15 protein-coding genes and 2 pseudogenes are annotated in these 20,945 nt (G+C 67.0%); 7 read left to right on the forward strand and 10 right to left on the reverse strand.

The features are described 5' to 3' along the window. Nucleotides 1-37: 37 nt before the first annotated feature. The 6 genes from eda to ACX5I6_RS00305 form a co-directional block, all read right to left on the reverse strand. The gene (eda, locus tag ACX5I6_RS00280; RefSeq protein ID WP_461839060.1) at nucleotides 38-664 is read right to left on the reverse strand and encodes a bifunctional 4-hydroxy-2-oxoglutarate aldolase/2-dehydro-3-deoxy-phosphogluconate aldolase; all 627 of its coding nucleotides are present in this window, start codon (nucleotides 662-664) and stop codon (nucleotides 38-40) included. Beyond that, nucleotides 657-2,123, reverse strand: a complete 1,467-nt coding sequence (locus tag ACX5I6_RS00285; RefSeq protein ID WP_461841633.1) for a mannitol dehydrogenase family protein — start codon at nucleotides 2,121-2,123, stop codon at nucleotides 657-659. The genes eda and ACX5I6_RS00285 overlap by 8 nt, the downstream gene beginning before the upstream one ends. Beyond that, nucleotides 2,111-3,097: a PfkB family carbohydrate kinase gene (locus ACX5I6_RS00290; protein ID WP_461839061.1), complete on the reverse strand. Its 987-nt coding sequence runs from the start codon at nucleotides 3,095-3,097 to the stop codon at nucleotides 2,111-2,113. Before ACX5I6_RS00290 ends, ACX5I6_RS00285 begins: the two co-directional genes overlap by 13 nt. Next, nucleotides 3,094-4,305, reverse strand: a complete 1,212-nt coding sequence (gene manD / locus ACX5I6_RS00295; protein ID WP_461839062.1) for a D-mannonate dehydratase ManD — start codon at nucleotides 4,303-4,305, stop codon at nucleotides 3,094-3,096. Before manD ends, ACX5I6_RS00290 begins: the two co-directional genes overlap by 4 nt. A gap of 98 nt (nucleotides 4,306-4,403) precedes the next feature. Further along, a complete protein-coding gene (locus ACX5I6_RS00300) occupies nucleotides 4,404-5,432 on the reverse strand; it encodes an L-idonate 5-dehydrogenase (protein ID WP_461839063.1) in 1,029 nt (342 codons plus the stop codon). Beyond that, nucleotides 5,429-6,814, reverse strand: coding sequence for an MFS transporter (locus ACX5I6_RS00305; RefSeq protein ID WP_285249163.1), 1,386 nt, complete (start codon nucleotides 6,812-6,814; stop codon nucleotides 5,429-5,431). Before ACX5I6_RS00305 ends, ACX5I6_RS00300 begins: the two co-directional genes overlap by 4 nt. Nucleotides 6,815-7,003: 189 nt before the next feature. On the opposite strand from ACX5I6_RS00305, the gene ACX5I6_RS00310 reads away from it, so the two are divergent. Continuing rightward, a complete protein-coding gene (locus ACX5I6_RS00310; protein ID WP_285249162.1) occupies nucleotides 7,004-7,729 on the forward strand; it encodes a GntR family transcriptional regulator in 726 nt (241 codons plus the stop codon). A gap of 139 nt (nucleotides 7,730-7,868) precedes the next feature. After that, a pseudogene (locus ACX5I6_RS00315) lies at nucleotides 7,869-11,539 on the forward strand (TM0106 family RecB-like putative nuclease). Nucleotides 11,540-11,578: 39 nt separating this feature from the next. Here the strand turns inward: ACX5I6_RS00315 and ACX5I6_RS00320 are convergent. The 3 genes from ACX5I6_RS00320 to ACX5I6_RS00330 all read right to left on the reverse strand — a co-directional run bounded on the left by ACX5I6_RS00320 (nucleotide 11,579) and on the right by ACX5I6_RS00330 (nucleotide 14,245). Then, nucleotides 11,579-11,893: an acylphosphatase gene (locus tag ACX5I6_RS00320; RefSeq protein ID WP_461839064.1), complete on the reverse strand. Its 315-nt coding sequence runs from the start codon at nucleotides 11,891-11,893 to the stop codon at nucleotides 11,579-11,581. Between the two features lie 95 nt (nucleotides 11,894-11,988). Next, on the reverse strand, nucleotides 11,989-12,921 hold the full coding sequence (locus ACX5I6_RS00325) for a pullulanase X25 domain-containing protein (protein WP_461839065.1): 933 nt from the start codon (nucleotides 12,919-12,921) through the stop codon (nucleotides 11,989-11,991). 262 nt (nucleotides 12,922-13,183) lie between these two features. Further along, nucleotides 13,184-14,245, reverse strand: coding sequence for an adenosine deaminase (locus ACX5I6_RS00330; protein ID WP_461839066.1), 1,062 nt, complete (start codon nucleotides 14,243-14,245; stop codon nucleotides 13,184-13,186). Between the two features lie 48 nt (nucleotides 14,246-14,293). Here ACX5I6_RS00330 and ACX5I6_RS00335 point away from each other — a divergent pair, with 48 nt between their 5' ends. Continuing rightward, the gene (locus ACX5I6_RS00335) at nucleotides 14,294-16,912 is read left to right on the forward strand and encodes an excinuclease ABC subunit UvrA (RefSeq protein ID WP_461839067.1); all 2,619 of its coding nucleotides are present in this window, start codon (nucleotides 14,294-14,296) and stop codon (nucleotides 16,910-16,912) included. Between the two features lie 169 nt (nucleotides 16,913-17,081). Next, entirely contained in the window at nucleotides 17,082-17,705 is a 624-nt protein-coding gene (locus tag ACX5I6_RS00340; protein WP_461839068.1) for a transglycosylase family protein, read from the forward strand. Between the two features lie 179 nt (nucleotides 17,706-17,884). On the opposite strand, the gene ACX5I6_RS00345 is transcribed toward ACX5I6_RS00340, so the two are convergent. Then, nucleotides 17,885-18,472 (reverse strand): hypothetical protein, encoded by a 588-nt coding sequence (locus ACX5I6_RS00345; protein ID WP_461839069.1) that lies wholly within the window; start codon nucleotides 18,470-18,472, stop codon nucleotides 17,885-17,887. A 182-nt stretch (nucleotides 18,473-18,654) separates the two neighbouring features. On the opposite strand from ACX5I6_RS00345, the gene ACX5I6_RS00350 reads away from it, so the two are divergent. From ACX5I6_RS00350 to ACX5I6_RS00360, 3 genes and pseudogenes are all read left to right on the forward strand, one after another. Continuing rightward, complete coding sequence (locus ACX5I6_RS00350; protein WP_461839070.1) at nucleotides 18,655-19,569, forward strand: MSMEG_6728 family protein; 915 nt, start codon at nucleotides 18,655-18,657, stop codon at nucleotides 19,567-19,569. A 2-nt stretch (nucleotides 19,570-19,571) separates the two neighbouring features. Further along, nucleotides 19,572-20,428, forward strand: a pseudogene (locus ACX5I6_RS00355) (SDR family oxidoreductase). A 66-nt stretch (nucleotides 20,429-20,494) separates the two neighbouring features. Continuing rightward, on the forward strand, nucleotides 20,495-20,890 hold the full coding sequence (locus tag ACX5I6_RS00360; RefSeq protein ID WP_461839071.1) for a DUF1622 domain-containing protein: 396 nt from the start codon (nucleotides 20,495-20,497) through the stop codon (nucleotides 20,888-20,890). The last annotated feature ends 55 nt before the right edge of the window (nucleotides 20,891-20,945 follow it).

Here is a 20,945-nt window from a genome sequence, read left to right on the forward strand (position 1 = left end):
AGGGGCTGACGGGTGAGGGGCGCCGCGCCGGGGCGGGTTACCGGCCGAGCGCGGCCGCGCCGCCGGCCAGGCTGGTGATCCGGTCCCAGTCCTTGGCCTCGACGGCGTCTGCCGGGGTGAGCCAGCTGCCGCCTACGCAGGCCACGTTGGGCAGCTTGAGGTAGTCCGGGGCGGTGGACAGGCTGATGCCGCCGGTGGGGCAGAACTGGACGTGCGGGATGGGCGCCCCGATGGCGGCCAGGTATGACGGCCCGCCTGCAGGCCCGGCGGGGAAGAACTTCATCGCATCCAATCCGGCTTCCAGGACTGCCATTACCTCGCCCACGGTGGCGACGCCGGGCAGCACCGGGACGTTCAGGGACAGCATGTGGGTGAGCAGCGCGGGGGTTACGCCGGGGCTGACCAGGAAGGCGGCACCCGCCTGGACGGCGGCGTCGGCCTGTTCCGGCGTGAGGATGGTGCCGGCGCCCACCAGGATGTCCGGCACCTCCTCGGCGATCAGCTTCAGCGAGGTCAGCGCGGAGTCGGTGCGCAGCGTCAGCTCAATGATCTTCACGCCGCCGTCCACCAGGGCACGGGCCAGGGGCACCGCATCCTGGGGGTCGTCGATGGTGACCACCGGGATGACAGGTGACACGCGGAGGACGCCTGATGCGTCAGCCATGGTTGATCTCATTTCCCAGGCCGTCCGGCCCGTTGGTTTCGATGATGCGGTACCAGTGAAGGAGCAGATCCCGGAAGGCTTTGTTCCCCGCCAGGTCCTGGTCGAAAATGGGCCGGAATCCCAGCAGCGCCGGAACCATGCTGTGGGCGTCCCCTGCAGCCGGCAGGGCTGCGTTCAGCTCCGCTGCCAGCGGATCGTTGAGGTCGGTTTCCAGGGTGCCCGCCACGTGGTGCATCCACGCGGCAACGGCTAGCGCCGCCCACCGTGGTGCCCGGCCGGCGTCGAGCGTTCTCCGGACTGTGGTGAGCAGCCGCAGCCCGACTTTCTGAGAGCCGTCGCTTCCCACCTTGGCCGTGGTGTGGCCCAGCGTCGGGTTGGCGAACCGGCGGAGAACCTGGTCGCAGTACTGCTCCCCGTCCAGCCCGGCCGGGAGGGTGATGCTGGGCAGCGCTTCCTCCAGCATCATGCGCCGGCAGGCGCTACGGAACGGCTGCACGGCCACGGCATCACTGATGGTTTCCTTGCCGGCGAGGAGGCCGAGATAGGCCAGCATCGAATGGCTGGCGTTGAGCAGCCGCAGTTTGGCTGATTCCCAGGCCGCGACGTCGTCGCTGAATACGGCGCCGGCGTCCTCCCAGCGCGGCCTGCCGGCGGCGAAGTTGTCCTCCATGACCCATTGCTTGAAGGGTTCAGCCACCACGGCCGCCTCGTCCTGTACACCGAGTTCATGTTCGACGGCGGCCAGGTCACCTGGCGTGGTGGCCGGCACCATCCGGTCCACCATGGTGGAAGGGAACGTCACATTTCCCCGCATCCATGCCACCAGGGGCCCGCTTTCGGTCGCGGGCAGGGCCGCGGCGAAGTTCCGGACCAAGGTCCCCGTCAGTATCCCGTTGGCCGGGAGATTGTCGCAGGAGAGCACCGTGACGGGCCCGGCGCCGGCCGTTGCCCGCTGCTGGAGGCCGCGGACGATTTGTCCGATGGCGGTCACCGGCGGCCGGCCGGTGAGGTCGGCCTGGACGTCCGGGTCGTGCAGGTCAAGGGTCCGCGTTTGCGGATCGAAACGGTATCCCTTTTCCGTGATGGTGAGGGTGACGATTTTCGTGGCCGGTGCGGCGATTCGCGCCACCACACCTTCGGGGTTGTCCCGCCCTGATATGGCCTCAACGATGCTGGAGACCACACGCAGAGGAGCGGCGGCACCTCCCCGTTCTGACACGGTGAACAAGCCCTCCTGCGGTGCCAGTTGCCGGGCCACCGTGTCGGAACGCTGGGTAACCCCCACGATTCCCCACCCGAAGTCGCCGGCGGCAAGCATGGCGTCTTCCGTAAAGACGGCGGTGTGGGCACGCGCGAAGGCGCCCAGGCCCAGGTGGACGATGCCGGGCTGCAGTTTGTCCCGCCCGATGCCGGCCTGGTGTCCGCTGGTTGCCAGCGAAGATGTTGTCAGGCGTGCGATGGCTGGGCTCCTTCGGCGAAGTTCCCGGAGGCGTGGGCCTTGGTCTGCGCGAACGTGGGGATGAACCCGGTGCCGCCCTTGCCGCCCACCACCAGCGACGATGCGGCGGCCCCGTAGCGTGCCGCCGTCGGGAAGTCGTCGCCCAGCACCAGGCGTGCGGCCAGTGTTCCAACGAACGCGTCCCCGGCGCCGGTCTGGTCCACCACGGCGGGGGCGGGAATCGCAGGCACCCACGCAGAGCCGGTCCCCGGGGCGGCGTCGCCGCTCCATTCGAGCTGGACCCCTTCCGCCCCGCAGGTGACGGCGACGTTGGCGGTCCCCAGCGAGCGCAGCCTGGCCGCAGCGTCCTGCGGGGACGCCGCGCCGAGCAGCGCACCCGTCTCGCCGGGAAAAGACGGTGTTACCAGGAAGGCCTGCGGCGCCAGGGCGGTGAGTGCCGCCGTCGCGTCTTCCGCTGTGGTGAGGCGGGGGCGGAAATTGGGATCGTAGACAAAGCGCGTGGCAAGGCCGGCAGCTTTGACGACGGCGGCGCGGGACGTTGGTGAAATGGCGCAGGCGATGCCGCCCGCCACCACGGCGCCGGCCGCCTTCACAACGTCGGGGTCGACGTCGTCCGGGCCCAGGGTGGAACCCACGCTGCCGCTGCGGGCGTAGGAGAACTCGCGTTCGCCGGCGGGATCGCTGTGGACCAGGTAAACGCCCTGCTGGCCGCGCCGGAACTTCAGGAGGTCAGTGGAAATGCCCAGCTCGGCGATGCGGGAGGCAATGGCTTGGCCCAGTTCATCGTCGGTCAGCACGGACAACAGGCCTACGGTGGCGCCTGCTGCTGCTGCGGCGGCTGCGACGTTGAGGGCGTCGCCGGAGATGCCAAGCTGTGCGGGAACGCCGTGGGCAAAGGGCAGGTCGGTGGCGACTTCGACGAGGATCTCGCCCATCACCACCACGTCAAAGGGTTGGTGGGCTGCAGTGTTCACCAGTCGTGCACCGATCCGTCCAGGCGCCGGTTCACCGGCAGGTACTTGGGGTCGAAGGGGAAGCGCGCGGCGGCTTCCTCGTTGAACTCTACGCCGATGCCGGGCGCGTCTCCGGGGTGCATGTAGCCGTCGTTGAATGTGTAGGACGTGGTGAACACCTCGTTCGCCGGCTCGCGGTGGCCCATGTATTCCTGGATGCCGAAGTTGGGGATGCTCAGATCCACATGGAGGGCGGCAGCGAACGAGGCGGGCGACAGGTCCCCTGCGCCGTGCGAGCCCGAGCGCACGCCGTAAAGGTCTGCGAGGGAGAAGATGCGGCGCAGGTGCGTGATGCCGCCGGCGTGCGAGACGGAGGTGCGGATGTAGTCGATCAGGCGTTCGGTGATGAGCTGCTGGCAGTCCCAGATCGAGTTGAACACCTCCCCGACCGCAACGGGGGTGGTGGTGTGCTGGCGGATCAGCCGGAATGCTGACTGGTCCTCGGCCGGGGTTGGATCCTCGATCCAGAACGGCCGGTACTGCTCAAGGGAGGCGCCAAGCCGGCCTGCTTCGATGGGCGTCAGCCGGTGATGGACATCGTGCAGGACGTGGACGCCGTAGCCGAACTCCGCACGGACGTGGGCCATCATTTTCGGGGCGAAGTCCAGGTAGGCGGTGGTCTCCCAGGTGTCTTCCTGGGGTACGTTTCCGCTGGCCGGTTCGTACAGCTTTCCGTCCACGGGCGCGATCCCGTAGGTCTTGTCCAGGCCGGGCACGGCAGCTTGGGCGCGGATGGCCTTGTAGCCAAGGTCCAGGTGGTGCTGGAAGTCCGCGCTGAGGTCATCAAGGGTGGTGCCGCTGGCGTGTCCGTAGACCATCACGCCCTCGCGGGCCGCGCCGCCAAGGAGTTCATAGACCGGCATGCCGGCCGCCTTGCCCTTGATGTCCCAGAGCGCGACGTCGATGGCAGCGATGGCCGTCATGGTCACCGGGCCGCGGCGCCAGTAGGCACCCTTGTAGAAGTACTGCCAGGCATCCTCGATGCGGCGGGCATCGCGGCCGATGAGCAGCGGGCAGAGGTGCTCGGAAAGGTAGGAGGCTACAGCCAACTCGCGACCGTTCAGGGTGGCATCGCCGATGCCGGTGATGCCGTCCTCGGTTTCAATTACGAGCGTGACGTAGTTCCGTCCGGGCGACGAAACCACAACCCGTGCGTCGGTGATCTTCACTGGGAGTCCTTCTCATGGTGGTATGCAATGTTCGGGGGCTTAAGTGCCCGCTGTGAAAGCTCACAACGGGCACTTACCGCTGTTTTGGTAGGTAGGTGTCAGTCCATGCTGAGGCGGAGCATGACCTTGCTGCTGCCCGCGGCCGGGTCCGCGGCAATTTGCATTGCTTGCTCCGCGTCGCCGATACCGAACTTGTGGGTGATGATCGGCGAAACGTCCAAGCCTTCTTTCATGGCCTGCAGGGCATCGGTGATCTCGTCCACGAACCGGTAGGAACCGATCCAGGTGATTTCCCGGGTGACCAGGTCCCCCAGCGCGGAAGCCGCGGGAGTGCCGGGCAGGTTGCCCACCTGGATGATGGTGCCGCCGCGGGCCGTGGCGCGCAGGACTCCGCCCAGGACTGCGGGGATGCCGGTGGCCTCGAAGACGAGTTCCATGTCCGTGGGAAGTGCCTTGTCCGAGACGTTCAGTACCTCGTCGGCGCCCATGGCGTTGGCAATCCGCAACGACGCGTCACTGATGTCGGTGGCGATCACCGTCCGGGCTCCGGCGTACTTTGCGGCCGCGGTGACCAGCGACCCGATGGGCCCGGCACCGTTGACCAGCACGTCGCGGCCTCGAAGGCTGCCGGCGCGGCCGACGGCATGCATGGCGACAGCGAGGGGCTCCGCGAGTGCCCCCCGGAGGGTGTCCACCCCGTCCGGAAGGGGCCGGACCTGGAATGCCTTGGCGAGTTTCCGTTCGCTGAAACCACCGTCGGTGTGGGGGTCGAACGCCGCCGAGCCGAAGTAGCGGATCTGCGGGTAGAGGTTGGTCCTGTCCCGGAGCCGCTCAGGCATGGTGCCTTCCCCCACCAGTTCGGCCGGGTGCACCGTGACGGGCTGGCCCACTTCGAGATGTTCGACGCCGGCGCCCAGCTTGGCGATCCGGCCCGCCACCTCGTGCCCCAAGACGAGCGGTGACTTCAGCGCCGCGGTTCCCGACGCTCCGTGGCGCCAGTATGAAAGGTCGCTGCCGCAAATACCGCCCCATTCGACGTCGAGCACTACTTCTCCCGGCCCGGCGACGGGCTCGGGCCGCTCATCGATGCGGAGGTCGTTGGCACCGTGCACGACGACGGCCTTCATACGGCGTCCTCGAGGCGCACCATGTCGCGGCCGCGGACCTCGGGGCCAACAGCGGCGGAAACCAGGGTGATCAACGAGTAGCCAATGACCATGGCGGCGAGCGGCCACCAGTGACCGGTGATAGCGGTGAGGGTGGCTGCCAGCAGCGGACCGATGGCCGTGGCCAGGATGCCGCCGATTTCCTTGGCGAGGGCCAGCTGGGTGAAGCGGGTGCGGGCTCCGAAGAATTCGGCCATGGTGACGCTTTCCATGGCGAACAGGCTCAGCACGCCGAGGTTCAGTCCGATGACCATGGCGATGGTGATGACCGTCGGGTTGCCGCTGGTGATCATGAGCATCATCGGGATCGCGTAGACGGCGGTCAGGGCGCTCAGGGCCAGGTACAAGGGGCGGCGGCCAAAGCGGTCCCCGAGGAGGCCGATCAACGGAATCGTGACGAAGCCGAGGATCGAGCCATACATGATCGCGTTGGTGCCCACGCTCTTGTCAGTCATCAGGACCGTGGCAAGGTAGCCCACCAGAAAGGTCTGCACCAGTCCGGAGTTGCCGGCCTGGCCAAAGCGCAGGCCCAAAGCGATCAGGAATGCCTTGCCCTTCTTCTGGTGCAGGGCCGCTTCGATGGTGCTTGTCTTTGCGAGCTCCTCGGCCGCGGCGATTTCGCGCTTGGACAGTGCAACGCCGTCCACCACGTCAGCGCGCTCTTCGAAGACCGGGCTTTCCTTGATGGAGCGGCGGATCCAGATGGCGAACAGCATGATGACGAAGCTGGCCAGGAACGGGATGCGCCAGCCCCAGCTCAGCAGGTCTTCCTGCGAAAGGGAGCTGACCAGGATGGCCCACAATGCCGAGGCGCCAAGGGTTCCGGAGTTGGTGCCCAGGCAGACCAGGGAGGAGATGATGCCGCGGCGGCGTGCCGAGGCGAATTCCGCCAGCATGACCGTGGCGCCCGCGATTTCCGCGCCGGCTCCGAAGCCCTGGATAAGGCGCAGGGCCACCAGGAGGATGGGTGCCCAAATGCCCACCATGGCGTACGTGGGAAGCACGCCGATCAGGGTGGTGGAGGCACCCATCAGGGCGATGGTGATGTACAGGACCTTCTTGCGGCCGATCCGGTCGCCCATGCGGCCAAAGTAGACGGCACCGAAGAGGCGGGCAACATACCCCACGCCGTAGGTGGCCATGGCGGCGATCAGGCCGATGACGGGGCTGACATCCGGGAAGAAGATCTTGTTGAAGACGATGGCGGCCGCCAGCGAGTAGAGCTGGAAGTCCATGAATTCCATCGCCGTGCCAAGCCAGCCGGAAACGGCCACCTTTGCCAGGTCGCGGGTGTTCCGGGCTTCAACCTTGCTGCCGGTGGGCGGTGCAATGCTTTCGGTCATCAGTTGCTCCTTTGCAGGTGATGCTGTCTCAGGGGAGGAAGAGCGTTGAGGGGGTATGAACAGCGGAAAGCTGTGGACTGCCCGGCCTGGCCCTTGGGACGGGGTGGGCATCAGTGACCGGCAGCACTTCGATTTCTACTACCATACAAGCACTACCATTCTAGTGTGTCAACGGGCTAGACTGATGGCATGGCAACGGACAAAAGAGGCGCTACCCCCCGGCTTTCGGTACGCGACCAAACCCTTGAGACGCTCCGCGGCAGGATCATTTCGCTGCAACTGCCACCGGGTGAGCCCCTGTCCGAGAACGAGTTGGCGCAGGAACTCGGCGTCAGCCGTACACCCGTGCGCGAGAGCCTCATCCTGCTCCGGGAGGAAGGACTGGTCCAGGTTTTTCCCCAGATCGGCTCGTTCGTCTCGCTGGTGGACTTGGCCCGCGTCTCCGAAGCGCAGTTCATCCGCGAAGCCATTGAGTGCGCGTCACTGCGGGACCTTGCCGTGGACACGGAGGGCATCGCCGTCCTGCGCGGAATCCTCAAGGCGCAGTCGGATGCTGACGCCGGCGGCGACGTGGAGGAATTCTTCCGGCTGGACGAAGACTTCCACCGGGAACTCCTGCGCCTGGCCGGACACGAATCAGCCTGGAGTGCGGTCAACTCCGCCAAAGCGCACCTGGACCGTGCGCGCCGGATGAGCCTGCTGGACACCCGGCCCATTTCCACCCTGATCGAGCAGCACACGGCCGTGGTGGACGCCCTGGAAGCCAACGACCTCTCCAACGCGGACAGCAGCCTGCGCCTGCACCTTCGCGCCGTTTTCGAGGACGTCCAGCGCATCCAGGAATCCACCCCCGAATTGTTCTCCGACGCCGCCGCCCGGCGTCCCTCACGGCGGAGTGTTGCCCGCCTCGCCTAGAGCGCATCCCACCCGTTCTAAATGGCGGATCAGAAGACCTGTTCCGGTGGCCCGGCATCTGATTGTCAGCCCCTCTTGCTAGGTTTGATTCCAGGCCCGGGGAACCGACTCCGGGCCCGCAAACAGTTGGGGAGGCCCCGTGTTTCTGCTGGACGCTGCCGGTCATCATGCCGGATCCGACGCGCCGCCGGACCTGGTCTTCTCCGCCAGCGACCTTGTGGCGGCCTCCGAATGTGAGTACCGCACGCTCCGGATCCTGGACGAAAAACTGGGTCGTGCCCCCAAGGCGGAGTTTCCGGTGGACGAGATGCAGAAGCGGGCCGGCGAACTGGGCGACCGGCATGAGCAGACCGTGCTCGGCAGCCTGGTGGCCAGGTATGGCCCGTGGGATGCCAGCCGGGGCTCGGGCGTCTACTCCCTGGAGCGCGGCCTGAACCTGCGCGGTGACCTGCAGGCAAAACACGCCGAAACCGAACTTGCCCTTCGCTCCGGCGCCGACGTGGTGTTCCAGGCAACCTTCTTTGACGGCGAGTTCCTGGGCTACGCCGACTTCCTGGTCAACGAGGCCGCAGGCACCGGAAACCCGGGCCGGTACGAGGTCTGGGACACCAAGCTTGCCCGGCACGCCAAAGTGGAGGCCCTGCTGCAACTGGCTGCCTACGGCGACCAGCTTCTCGGGATGGGGCTGGATCCCTCCCCCGTAGTCACGCTGGTCCTGGGGACCCGTGTCGGCGACGACTGGCTCCGAAGCAGCCATTCCCTGCCGGACCTGCTTCCGGTATTCCGGGAACGGCGCCGGCGTTTCCGGTACCTGACAGCCGGCCACCGGGCCTCAGACGCCCCCGTGCAGTGGCAACAGCCCGGCATCGTGCATTGCGGCCGCTGCGACTACTGCGCCGAGCAGGTGACCCGCCACCGGGACCTCCTGATGGTCGCCGGGATGTCCGTCGTCCAACGGCGGAAGCTTCATGCCGCCGGAGTTACCACCATTGACCAGCTCGCGGCCATGCCCGTCACGGATGCACAGGGGTCACTGGCCCGCCTCCGCGCGCAAGCCCGGATGCAGTTGGGCCTCGACACGGCCGCAGGCTCCCGCACGTTCATGAAAGACGGGCAGCCTCACACGGTCTCCTACACCGTCCTCCCGGACCACGCGATCGGTTCCCTTCCCGCTCCGAGCGCAGGAGACATCTTCTTCGACTTCGAAGGCGATCCGCTCTGGCAGGATCCAGCCACCGGTGCCTGGGGAATCGAATACCTTTTCGGGGTCATCGAGGCCCCCGGGACGGACGCCGGCAAGGAGCCCGCATTCCGTCCGTTCTGGGCGCATTCCCGCTCCGGTGAACGCCGCGCCTTCCTGGAGTTCCTTGACTACGTGGAGAAGCGGCGCGCGACGTACCCGGACATGCACGTCTATCACTACGCCGCCTATGAAAAGACAGCCCTGCGGAATCTGTCCCTGGTGCACCAGGCAGGCGAGGACACGGTGGACGACTGGCTTCGGCAAGGACTGCTGGTGGACCTCTACGCCACGGTCAAGCATTCCATCCGGATCTCCGAGGCCTCGTATTCCATCAAGAAGCTGGAACCGCTGTACATGGGAGACAACCTGCGGTCCGGGGACGTCAAGGATGCCGGCGCCTCCGTGGTGGCATATGCCGCTTACTGTGCCGCCCGGGAGGCCGGCCGCCGGGACGAAGCCGATGCCGTCCTGGCCTCCATTTCGGACTACAACAGGTACGACTGCCTTTCCACCCTGCGGCTCCGGGACTGGCTCTTGGAAATCGCCCCGCAGGCGGTCCAGGACAACCGGTCCGCCCGGCTGCCGCCGGACACCGCAGAACCGGCACGGGCCGATGGCCAAACGTCCGCCACGCCAATCGGGAGTGCCGCGCCCGACGAGCCCCGGGACGCGCCGGACGAAACCCCCGAGGAACTGCGGCTGCGCGAGTACTTGTCGGCCCTTCCCGATGACCGGCCCTGGACCAACGATGAGCGGGCCGTCGCCATGGTGGCAGCGGCCACCGGCTACCACCGGCGCGAGCGGAAACAGTTTTGGTGGCAGCATTTCGACCGCGTCGAAGCGCCCCTGGAGAACTGGACGGACCAGCGGAACGTGTTCACCGTGTCATCGGCGGAGGTCATTTCGGACTGGGCCATCGCCAAACCACGGGAACGGCTGCGGACCAGGGTCGTGCAGCTCCGCGGAACCATGACGGAAGGTTCCGATTTCCGGGTGGATTCGAGCTGGTGCCGGCTGTATGAGGCCCCAGGGCCCGAGGGCATGGCTGCTCCGAATGCAACACCACAGGCCAGGGCCTATGCCTTCAAGACCCGCATCCACGACCTCGCGGCGGCGCCGGACAACCCGGAGCACACCATCATCACCATCTCGGAGCGGGAATCCGGAAGGGTCGGCGCTTACCCGCACCTGCCGATGGCGCTGACCGAGGACACCCCCATACCCACAGACAACATTGAGGCCGCCATCGCGGAACTTGCCAGGTCTGTCGGCTCCACCGTGCCCGGACTGCCCGCACAGCCGGGCCTGGACATCCTGCGCAAGGTGCCCCCGCGGTTCCACAGCCTGGACGCCCCGGCCGAGGTCCGGCACCTGCAGGACGGCACCGTCGACTACGCCGGAGCCATTGCCGCGTCCCTGCGGGACCTCGATACCTCGTACCTGGCCATTCAAGGCCCCCCGGGAACTGGCAAGACCCACATCGGCGCGCACGTGATCGGCGAGCTGGTGCGGGCGGGCTGGAAGGTGGGGGTGGTTGCGCAGTCGCACAATGTGGTGGAACACCTCCTCTGCCGTGCCGTCGAGGCCGGCCGCGTGGACCCTTCCGTTGTGGCCAAAAAGCTCGCCGCGCCCCACGCTGTCCCGTGGACGGCAACGGATGATCGTGATGTGGGACGCCTGCTGGCCGCGCCCGGCGGCTGCCTGGTGGGCGGCACCGCGTGGACCATGACCGGCAAGGAAGTCCCCGCCGGGTCCCTGGACCTGCTGGTGATCGACGAAGCCGGCCAGTTCTCGCTGGCCAACACCCTGGCGGTCTCCCGCGCGGCGAATCGCCTGCTCTTGTTGGGCGATCCGCAGCAGCTCCCCAGGTCACCCAAGGGGCACATCCGGAACCTGTGGACGAATCAGCCCTGGGCTGGCTCGCCGCGGGGCATGCAACCCTTCCCACGAACCTGGGCTACTTCCTCGCCGACACATGGCGGATGCACCCGGAGCTGTGCAGGGCAGTTTCGAACCTCAGCTACGACGGCAAGCTGCAGTCCGCGCCGGCCGCGGGCCAGCGCGAACTCGATGGGCTGCCGCCCGGGGTGGAGACGGTGTTCGTCAACCACAGCGGCAATGCCACGGCGTCCAGGGAAGAGGCGGAGGAGGTGGTGCGGCAGGCGCGCCGCCACCTCGGCCTGAAGTGGACCTGCGGCCCGGACGCGGGGTCACGGCCGCTGGGGCAGCAGGATCTGATGGTGGTGGCCGCCTACAACGCCCAGGTGCATTTGGTCCGGAGGGTGTTGGCCGAAGCCGGGCTGCCGGAGGTAAGGGTGGGCACGGTGGACAAGTTCCAGGGCCAGGAAGCCCCGGTGGTGTTCGTCTCCATGGCCTGTTCGGCGGTAGCGGAGGCTCCGCGCGGCGCGGAATTCCTGCTTAACCGGAACCGCATCAACGTGGCAGTGTCGCGCGGGCAGTGGCGGGCCGTCATCATCCGCTCTCCCGAGCTCACCAGCTACATGCCGCATAAGCCGTCGGCCCTGGAGGAACTCGGCGCCTTCATCGGCCTCAGCCCGCGGGAGTAGTTCCTGGGGGTGTAGGGACGCAAGCTTGGGACCTCACGGTCAGTATGCCCGGAAACCGCGGAAGCCTCCCCCGGCTGGGGACGTTGACCCGTCCACCCGTTCCACCCGGCCGGGGGTGCTGCCGGAGTTGAGCCACTCCAGGAGCTGCCGGACCTTGGGCTCGGGTCCTTCGGCCACGACTGACACCGATCCGTCGTCGAGGTTGGCCACCTCACCGGACAATCCCAGTTCCTCCGCTTTGGCCATGGTCCAGTACCGGAAGCCCACACCTTGGACAATGCCGAGCACCCGGGCATCCAGCCGCACGGCACCCCCAGCCGAATCGTCCTTCGGTGTCCCTGCGTGCCTGCCCATGGTGTTCCTCCTCAGGACCGGCCAACTTCCTCCCGGCCGCGGCACCTAACGCACTGAAGGCGCGGCTTCCTGCCAGGGCCGGGAGGAGATACCGGCTAGTTGATGGTGATGTCGCGGGTGGCGTGGTTGTAGCGGATGGTCACCGTGCCGCCGGCGTGGTGCAGTTCATGGTTGGGGCCGTCAAACGCACCGAAAGCACCGTAGTTTTCGTCCCAAGAGCGGTTCAGGGCGATCTTGAAGGTGTAGTAACCGGCAGGAAGCTCGGCGCTCTTCTTCCAGAGCTGGTCCAGGAAGTCGAACTCCATCTGCGCTTCGTCGTACTGCGGCGCCCAGTTCTCCGGTGCGCCCAGGATGGTGTTGAAGTCGCCGGCCAGTGCCACGGCCTCCGGCTGCGGGTGGGTTTCGACATCCGGACCCTCGAACGGTTCGGTTGCCGGCACCGCGGTTTCGGCCTTGGCCTTCGCCGGCGCCTTCTTCCGGACAGCCTTCACCACAGGTTCGACGGCGTCTTCGATGGCCTTGGCGGCCTTGCCCACGGCGGCGGCCGCCTTCTTGGCCGGTGCTTTCCTGGCGGGAGCCTTCTTCGCCGCTTTAGCGTCATCCTTGGCCGGAACTTCCAGGACGGAAGCAGCTGCGGAGACCGGGCGGACAAAGCCTTCGGGAGCGGTGGGGACCGGGGTGTCGGCAGGGACGGGGGTGCCGGCGTCGAGCGCTGAGGCGAAAGTAACCGCGTCGGGGAAGGCAACCGTGGCGCGCATCCCGTCCTCGGTGATGGTCCAGCCGGTACGGCCCTTGACCAGCCAGCCGGCCTTGACCAGCTTGGCGGTCGCCGAGGTAAGGGTCTTGTGGCCGCGGGGAATTCCGCCGCTGAGGAGTTCGGCTTCGTGCTCATTGAAAGGCACGCGGGCCGTTGCTTCCGCCAAGACCTGGCCAGCATTCAGTGCATCGCCGGACCACACGCCTTCGGTCAGGACATCCAGGACGGTCTTGAGACGAAGATAGGTGTTTTCTGCGGTGGACTTGGCCATGATTCCCCTTATATAAAAGCGATCGGTCTTAGGCATCTTGCCAACTGCCTATTAAATCGCGCGACTTTAATTGGTTAACTCTGCGTGTCGTGACCGACTATGAAGCGGATAGTCCCGCAAGTGAGGCGGAGGTCTCGGGTAAGGGCCGGCTGCATAACCCTCAAGCGCTGACATGGGTGCTGCCTTGCACTCCCCAGACACGCCTGCGGCTCCCAGTTTACCGGCCCGGGAGCCGCACTGTTGCCCGCGGCACAGTGGGTGCTCAGGCGGTGGCTTCCCGGCTGTTCAATTCCTCCAGCAGCTCAGCTTTCCGCTCCTCCGAGGCGAAGGAAGAGTGGATGGAATTCGCTGCCAGGCGGGCCCTGTCAAAGTCGGACAGCTCAAACACCGCGGTCAGTTGGGCGAAGTTGTCATCCACGTAACCGCCGAAGTACGCAGGATCGTCCGAATTGACCGAGACGTTCAGGCCCGCGGCCAGCATGGCGGGCAACGGATGGTCCGCGAGGGTGTCCACTGCCCTCAAGCGCACGTTCGACAGCGGGCAAACGGTGAGGGGAATCCGGGCATCAACCAGGCGCTCTACCAGGTCGGCGTCATCCATGCAGCGGATCCCGTGGTCGATGCGTTCCACGCCCAGGAGGTCCAGTGCCTCAATGATGTACGACGCCGGGCCCTCCTCCCCTGCGTGCGCCGTCAGCCGGAGGCCCGCCGCGCGGGCCTTTGCATAGAGCCGCTCGAACTTTGAAGGCGGGTTCCCGACCTCGGCCGAGTCCAAGCCGATGGCTCCGATGGGCGCGTCCATGGCCAGCAGGCCGTCCAGGACTTCCAGCGCCGAGTCTTCCGGAAGGTCCCGGAGGAAGGCAGCAATGAGCATGGTGGAGATGCCGTAGTCCTCCCGGGACGTGGCCAGGACCGAGGCCACGCCGTTGACGCATGCTTCCAGCGGGACGCCGCGGGAAAGGTGCGCCTGGGGATCCATCATGATTTCGGCGTGCCGGACACCAGCGGCGGCAGCCCGCTCAAGGTAGGCACGGGTCATGTCCGCGAAGTCCTGCTCGGTACGCAGTACGGCCATGTTGGCGTAGTAGAGGTCCAGGAAGGACTGCAGGTCCGTGAACTCGTACTTTTCGCGGAGTTCCTCCAACCCGGAGTAGGGCAGGACAATGCCGTTGCGTTCGGCCAGGGCAAAGATGAGCTCAGGCTGAAGCGTACCTTCGATATGCAGGTGCAGTTCGGCCACCGGGAGGGGCTTGGCGGGGACCGCGGGTTCCGCGGGGACCGTTTCGGATTCGGGCATGGTGCTGCCGCCGGCGTAGGTTTCCATCCGGACAGGATAATGCCCGGCGGCCGAATCACCACTAGAGTCGAACCAATGCAGAACGCCAAGCACACTGATGACCTGCAGCACCCGGCTCCCAGCCCCGCAGCGGACGGGTTTGTCCGGGTCCGCGGAGCGCGCGAGAACAATCTCCGGAACGTGGACGTGGATGTCCCCCGTGACGCGATCGTGGCGTTCACCGGCGTCTCGGGCTCGGGCAAGTCGTCCCTGGCGTTCGGCACCATCTACGCCGAGGCGCAGCGGCGCTACTTCGAGTCCGTCGCCCCGTACGCCCGGCGCCTCATCCAGCAGGGCCACAACCCCAAGGTGGAGCTGATCAGCGGCCTGCCTCCCGCCGTCGCACTCCAGCAACGCCGCGGCGTCCCCAGCAGCAGGTCCACGGTGGGGACCGTCACTACGCTCTCCAACTCGGTGCGGATGCTCTTCTCGCGCGCCGGTACCTACCCGGAGGGCAGCCCACAGCTGGACTCGGATGCCTTCTCCCCCAATACGGCCGCGGGTGCCTGCAGGGAGTGCCACGGCCTGGGTGTGGCGCACACCGTCACCGAAGCCTCGCTGGTCCCGGACCCGTCGCTGAGCATCCGCGAGGGTGCCATCGCCGCGTGGCCCGGCGCCTGGCAGGGAAAGAACCTGCGGGATATCCTCACCCACCTGGGCTACGACGTCGACATCCCCTGGCGGAAGCTGCCCAAGAAGCACCGGGACTGGATCCTCTTTACGGAGGAGCAGCCGGTGGTGGAAGTCACTCCGCAGCGCGACCGCGTGGCCAAACCGTACAAGGGCCGGTTCTGGAGCGCCAGGAGCTACGTCCTCCACACCCTGGCCGATTCGCAGAGCGCGTCCATGCGCGAACGCGTGCTTGCATACATGGAATCCGGTCCGTGCCCCCTGTGCGGTGGCAGCGGCCTGCGGCCTGAGGCCTTGGCAGTGACGTTCGCGGGGCGGACGATCGCCGAGCTCAACGCGGTACCACTGACAGAGCTGGCGGGCATCATCCGCCCCACCACCGAGCTGGCCTCAGCCGGGACGGCGTCCAGGAAGCAGTCTTCCGGCGAAGCCAACGAGGTGGCCGTCGCCATCACCCGCGACCTGCTCCAGCGCGTCACCGTTTTGCTGGACCTGGGGCTGGGCTACCTGGCCCTGGGCCGCTCCACGCCCACGCTCTCCCCCGGCGAGATGCAGCGGCTGCGGATCGCCACCCAGCTGCGCTCCGGGCTGTTCGGCGTGGTCTACGTGCTCGATGAGCCCTCTGCAGGGCTCCATCCTGCCGATGCAGAGCCCCTTTTGGAGGTGCTGGAGCAACTGAAATCTTCCGGCAATTCGGTGTTCGTGGTGGAGCACAACATGGACGTTGTCCGCCACGCCGATTGGCTGGTGGACGTGGGTCCGCGCGCCGGCGAGGGCGGCGGTGAGGTGCTCTACAGCGGTCCGGTGGACGGGCTGGCCGGGGTGGAGGATTCGGTCACCAGGCCGTACCTGTTCCCGGATCTCTCCGGTCGGGAAGCGGACGACGACGCCCCGGCCCGTGACCGAGAACCGGCTGGGTGGCTGGAGCTGCGGGACATCAGCCGCCACAACCTGCAAAACCTCGACGCTGAATTCCCCCTGGGTGTCCTGACCGCTGTCACGGGTGTCTCCGGGTCCGGGAAGTCCACGCTTGTCAGCCAGGTCCTGGCCGAGGTGGCAGGCGGCTGGCTGCGTCCCGACGGACCGGGGGCCGCGACATCCACGGACGCAGCCGACGACGGAGTGGACCAAGGGGAGCTCAGCGCCCCGCTCAGCGTCGGCCCGGTGTCCGGACTGGAACGGATCGACCGGCTGGTAAAGGTTGACCAGAAACCGATCGGACGGACGCCGCGTTCCAACCTGGCCACCTACACCGGGCTCTTCGACGCGGTCCGGAAAGTCTTCGCCGCCACGGATGAAGCCAAGGCCCGCGGCTACGGCGCCGGGCGGTTCTCCTTCAACGTGGCCGGCGGACGCTGCGAGACCTGCCAAGGCGAGGGGTTCGTGGCAGTGGAACTGCTGTTCCTGCCCGGCAGCTACGGCCCGTGCCCGGAGTGCGGCGGGTCCCGCTACAACCCCGAAACCCTTGAAGTGGAATATCACGGCCTGAACGTGGCCCAGGTCCTGGCCATGACCGTGGACGCCGCCTCCCAATTCCTGGCGGACGTTCCCGCCGCGGCGAGGAGCCTTACGAGCCTGCGCGACGTCGGCTTGGGCTACCTGCGGCTGGGACAGCCCGCCACGGAGCTTTCCGGCGGCGAGGCCCAGCGGATCAAGCTCGCCACAGAACTGCAGCGGGCGCAGCGCGGACACACACTCTACCTGCTCGATGAGCCCACCACCGGGCTGCACCCTGCGGACGTGCAGCTGCTGATGGCACAGCTCCACGGCCTGGTGGACGCCGGAAACTCCGTGGTGGTGGTTGAACACGATATGGCCGTTGTGGCCGGTGCTGACTGGGTCATTGATCTTGGGCCGTCCGGAGGGGACAAAGGCGGCAGCATCATGGCCGCGGGCACACCCGCGGCTGTCGCGCACTCCGCGGAAAGCCGGACGGCCCCCTACCTGGCGGCCGCACTCGGCCAGGAAACTGCCAGCCAACACCCGGCGCAGTCCCGATTTGATAACGCCAAGGCTATGTCCTAGCGTGAAATGCATGCCCGTTTGGCGGGCTTTCTTGATTGCCCGGTGCTGCCTCCACCAGAACTGCCCAGCGGCAGCCACCGACGTTGACCTCTATTTGTCAGGGGTGGGCAGTAGCGCGACGATCTCCGGGGACGGAACCAGCGCTGGTGGCCCTCGGGAGCATCACATCATGAACAACACCAAAATCCGTACTGCCGCACGCCGTGGAATCACCCTTGCCGCCGTCTCAGCGGCAGGCCTGGCCCTCTCAGCCACCGCCGCAAACGCGGCAACCCCCGCTTCCACCTGGGACTCCTTGGCCCAGTGCGAGAGCGGTGGCAACTGGTCCACCAACACCGGCAACGGCTTCTCCGGCGGTTTGCAGTTCACCCCAAGCACGTGGGCTGCCTACGGCGGCACCGGCTCCCCGGCGGACGCCAGCCGCGAACAGCAGATCGCGGTGGCCGAACGGGTCCAGGCTTCCCAGGGCTGGGGAGCCTGGCCCTCCTGCGCGTCGCAGCTGGGCCTGAGCGGCGGGGGCGGTGCGCCGGTGCAGAGCGCGCCCGTCCAGAGCACCCCGGTCAAGCAGGCCACCCAGGTGCAGAGCGCACCCGTGCAGCAGGCTCCGCGGCATGCAACGTCCGTTCCGCTCAGCGGTGAAACCTACACCCTGCAGGCCGGCGACACCCTGAGCATCGTTGCCCAGAAGCTGGGGATCCAGGGCGGCTGGCAGCACCTTGCCGACGCCAACCTGGATACCATTTCCGATCCGAACCTGGTGTTCGAAGGACAGGTCATCCAGCTCCCCGCGTAACGGCAGCGGCCTCGGCCGCACCGCCTCCCAAGGCGCCAAAGACAGGTCGGCGATAGACAAATTCCGTTGACCAAAAAGACGACGCCGGCACGCCCCCACAAGGGGTGTGCCGGCGTCGTTCTTTAAACCGGTGTCCGCTGCCGCGGCGGGGACGCGCCGGACAGCCAGGCGACGGGCAGTCAGGCGACGGGCAGTTCGCGGACGATCCGCACCTTCCAGGCGGACTCGTCGCTGGTATCCAGGAGAGCCACCGTGCCGTGCGCAAGGTTCAGTGCCACCCGCTTGACGGCCAGCAGTTCCAGGTAGAGGTGCTCGTTCATGCGGCTGGGGGTGTCGATCATGTACTTCACGGCGTCGCGAACCTTGCGATAGTTGGCGCTGCGTTCGCGATGCATGTGCAGTTCAAGCGCGGAGCGCTGCTTGAGCCGGGGCTCGTGCCGGTTCAGCAGTGTCACGGCGCTGTGTACCGCGACGACGAGGGCGAGCGAGACGCCGTAGATCCACCATCCGCTTGAGAGCAGGAACAGGGGCAGGTTTCCGATGGCGACCAGCGCGATCACCACGCGCAGGGCGGCTATCCGGCGGACGGTCCGGGCGACGGCGGCCATGCCGTCGCGGAAACGGTGTTGGTCCTTCCGGGCGGCTGCGGGATCGATGGTGAACTCGTCGAGGACCAGGATGCCCTGGGCTTCGGGGCCGAGCATCTGTCCGTAGCGGGGCAGCGCCGGGCGGGCGGCGGCTGTGGACTTTTCAGGTGTAGATGTCATGAGTGAGCTTCCAAAACGCTGGGGTGGTTGCCGAGATCGTAGTGGTTTAACCTGGGAGCCGTATGTATGCGTCCATTATCTGGACAGGCTTGGTGGCGCAGACCGCGCCCGCGGGCCGGCCAGGGAATGTGGCCGCCGGCACAGCAATTGGCACTTCCGCCGGCTGCCGTCAGACTGAATGGATGCAAACTTTCCTCCCGTACCCTGACTTCCGCCAAAGTGCCGCAGCCCTGGACACCGCGCGGCTGGGCAAGCAGCGGGTTGAAGCGCTGCAAACCCTCCGTGCCCTGGTGATCCCCGAATACGGCTGGCAGACCCACCCGGCGATCCGGATGTGGATGGGCCACGTTCCTGCCCTCACGATGTACGGGCTCGCGATGGTGGACGAGTGGATGGAACGGGGCCACCCGGATAACACACGGGCCAACATCGCCGAGTTCGCGCCGCAGGCAGCCCATCCGGACTACGCCGCCAGGATCATCATGCCGCCGTGGCTCGGGGAGCCCGACTTCCACCTGAGCCACCGGTCCAAGCTGGTGCACAAGGAACCCAAGTTCTACGCCTCCGTTTTCCCCGATGCCATTCCGGCAATGGACTACGTCTGGCCGGAGCCGCGGCACGAGTTCCTGCCGCAGGAGCCGGAAGGGGACCTGTTGTGGATCCTCCGGGACCCCCATGAGGACGTCGACCCGCAGTCGCTCACCACGGTGGCACTTCCGGCGGTGAACCGGAACGCTTCGGCAGCGGCGTCAGCCGGGGACGACGGTTACGCCCCGGTCTATGTTGACGACGGTTCCCGGCGTCCGTCCCGGGCCCCGAAGAAGGCGCCGCCCAAGCCCCAGGTGAAGAAGCCCACCCGAAAGCGGCAGGCGCAGGAGGAGGCATTCCGCACCCTTCCGGGGAAGACGCCCGTTGCTGTCCCGCTGGAACACGGGGCAAAGTTCGCGCTCGGCCAGGTGGTAGGCCGTCCCATCACCCTCGATGACGGCCGCTTCGGCAGGACTTTCGAGGTTTTGGAGATCATCGACCGTTCAGCCTTCGCCTACCCCGCCCTGCTGCAGGACCCCCGGGTGTTCTTTCCGGTCGAGGCCCCGTAGCCATGACTGTTCTGCTGGCGGGGTGCGGCGACCTGGGCACCGAAGCAGGCCTGCGGTTCGCCGCCCTGGGCCACAGGGTCGTCGGGTGGCGGCGGTCCCCGAAAAACTGCCGGCCGCCATCGAGGGCGCCACGGCTGACCTCGGATCCGCCAACCTGCCGCCGATCCCGGCGGACACCACCGCCGTCGTCATAGCTGTTGCGGCTGATGCCCCCTCAGAGGAGGCATACCGTACTGCGTATGTACGCGGCGTGGCACATGTGCTGGATGCGCTGGAGCAGGACGGCGTAACCCCGGAACGCGTCCTCTTTGTGTCTTCCACGGCGGTGTACGGTGACGCGGCGGGCGGCTGGGTGGATGAGGCAACGGAGCCGAACCCGGGCGGTTTTTCCGGGAAGGTGCTGCTTGAGGCTGAGGAGCTCCTGCACAGCCGGCTTTCCGGCACAAGCGCCACCACGGCCCTCAGGCTGGGTGGCATCTACGGACCGGGGCGGACCAGGCTGATCGACCAGGTGCGGAGCGGCTCCGCCGTCATTCCGGAAGACGCGCGCTACACCAACAGGATCCACCGGGATGACGCCGCGGCGGCGATCGTGCACCTGGCTACCATGGCGGATGCCCTTGCCCCGGTTTACGTCGGCGTGGACGACGAACCGGCCGATCTTGGTGCCGTACTGCGTTTCCTGGCATCCGAACTGGGGCTTCCCGAACCCCAGGTGGGCGATGCAGGTCCCGCCCGCGGCGGGAACAAGCGCTGCCGGAATGACTTGCTGCGAAGTACCGGGTTCAAGTTCACGTTTCCCACCTTCAGGGAAGGGTACAGGGACGTCATCGCAGGGAACGGCAGCCGCCATCCGTAGCCCGGCCCCGCACCCCAGTCGGTTCCACGTCGGGCGGCACATGCCTGGCTCTAAGTAAGGCAGGGAATGGAATTCAGGCAGGTCATTGAAGCCACCGGCCAGCTGGTCGATTTTGCAGGGGTTGCGGTCATGGTGATTGGGGCCTTGGTGTCCCTCCCGCTGGCGATCCGCGGATACCAGCCGCGGCAGGTCCCTGCCGGGGCGAAGAGGCTGAGCTTCTACCGCTCATACCGCCAGTCGCTGGGCCGTTCGATCCTCCTGGGCCTTGAGTTACTGGTCGCTGCGGACATCATCCGCACTGTTGCGGTCACTCCGACGTTCGAAAGCGTCGGAGTGTTGGCCGTCATTGTGCTGATCAGGACGTTCCTCAGCTTTTCCCTGGAACTTGAGATCACGGGTCGCTGGCCTTGGCAAAAGGACCCGGCGGCAGCCCACCCCGGAGCCTCCGCCCCTGCCGAATAAGGGCGCCTGGGACCGCGCCGTCGGGCCCATCCATGGCAGGCGCTAATCCGCGCAT

This window comes from Arthrobacter sp. MMS24-T111 (assembly GCF_054888995.1).

Bases quoted from the DNA above. Each gene is read 5' to 3' on its own strand.
- ACX5I6_RS00330 (WP_461839066.1), bottom strand. From the start codon at position 14,245: ATGGAAACCTACGCCGGCGGCAGCACCATGCCCGAATCCGAAACGGTC.
- ACX5I6_RS00300 (WP_461839063.1), bottom strand. From the start codon at position 5,432: ATGAAGGCCGTCGTCGTGCACGGTGCCAACGACCTCCGCATCGATGAG.
- ACX5I6_RS00310 (WP_285249162.1), top strand. From the start codon at position 7,004: ATGGCAACGGACAAAAGAGGCGCTACCCCCCGGCTTTCGGTACGCGAC.
- ACX5I6_RS00345 (WP_461839069.1), bottom strand. From the start codon at position 18,472: ATGACATCTACACCTGAAAAGTCCACAGCCGCCGCCCGCCCGGCGCTG.
- ACX5I6_RS00350 (WP_461839070.1), top strand. From the start codon at position 18,655: ATGCAAACTTTCCTCCCGTACCCTGACTTCCGCCAAAGTGCCGCAGCC.
- ACX5I6_RS00340 (WP_461839068.1), top strand. From the start codon at position 17,082: ATGAACAACACCAAAATCCGTACTGCCGCACGCCGTGGAATCACCCTT.
- eda (WP_461839060.1), bottom strand. From the start codon at position 664: ATGGCTGACGCATCAGGCGTCCTCCGCGTGTCACCTGTCATCCCGGTG.
- ACX5I6_RS00305 (WP_285249163.1), bottom strand. From the start codon at position 6,814: ATGACCGAAAGCATTGCACCGCCCACCGGCAGCAAGGTTGAAGCCCGG.
- ACX5I6_RS00360 (WP_461839071.1), top strand. From the start codon at position 20,495: ATGGAATTCAGGCAGGTCATTGAAGCCACCGGCCAGCTGGTCGATTTT.
- ACX5I6_RS00335 (WP_461839067.1), top strand. From the start codon at position 14,294: ATGCAGAACGCCAAGCACACTGATGACCTGCAGCACCCGGCTCCCAGC.
- ACX5I6_RS00320 (WP_461839064.1), bottom strand. From the start codon at position 11,893: ATGGGCAGGCACGCAGGGACACCGAAGGACGATTCGGCTGGGGGTGCC.
- ACX5I6_RS00325 (WP_461839065.1), bottom strand. From the start codon at position 12,921: ATGGCCAAGTCCACCGCAGAAAACACCTATCTTCGTCTCAAGACCGTC.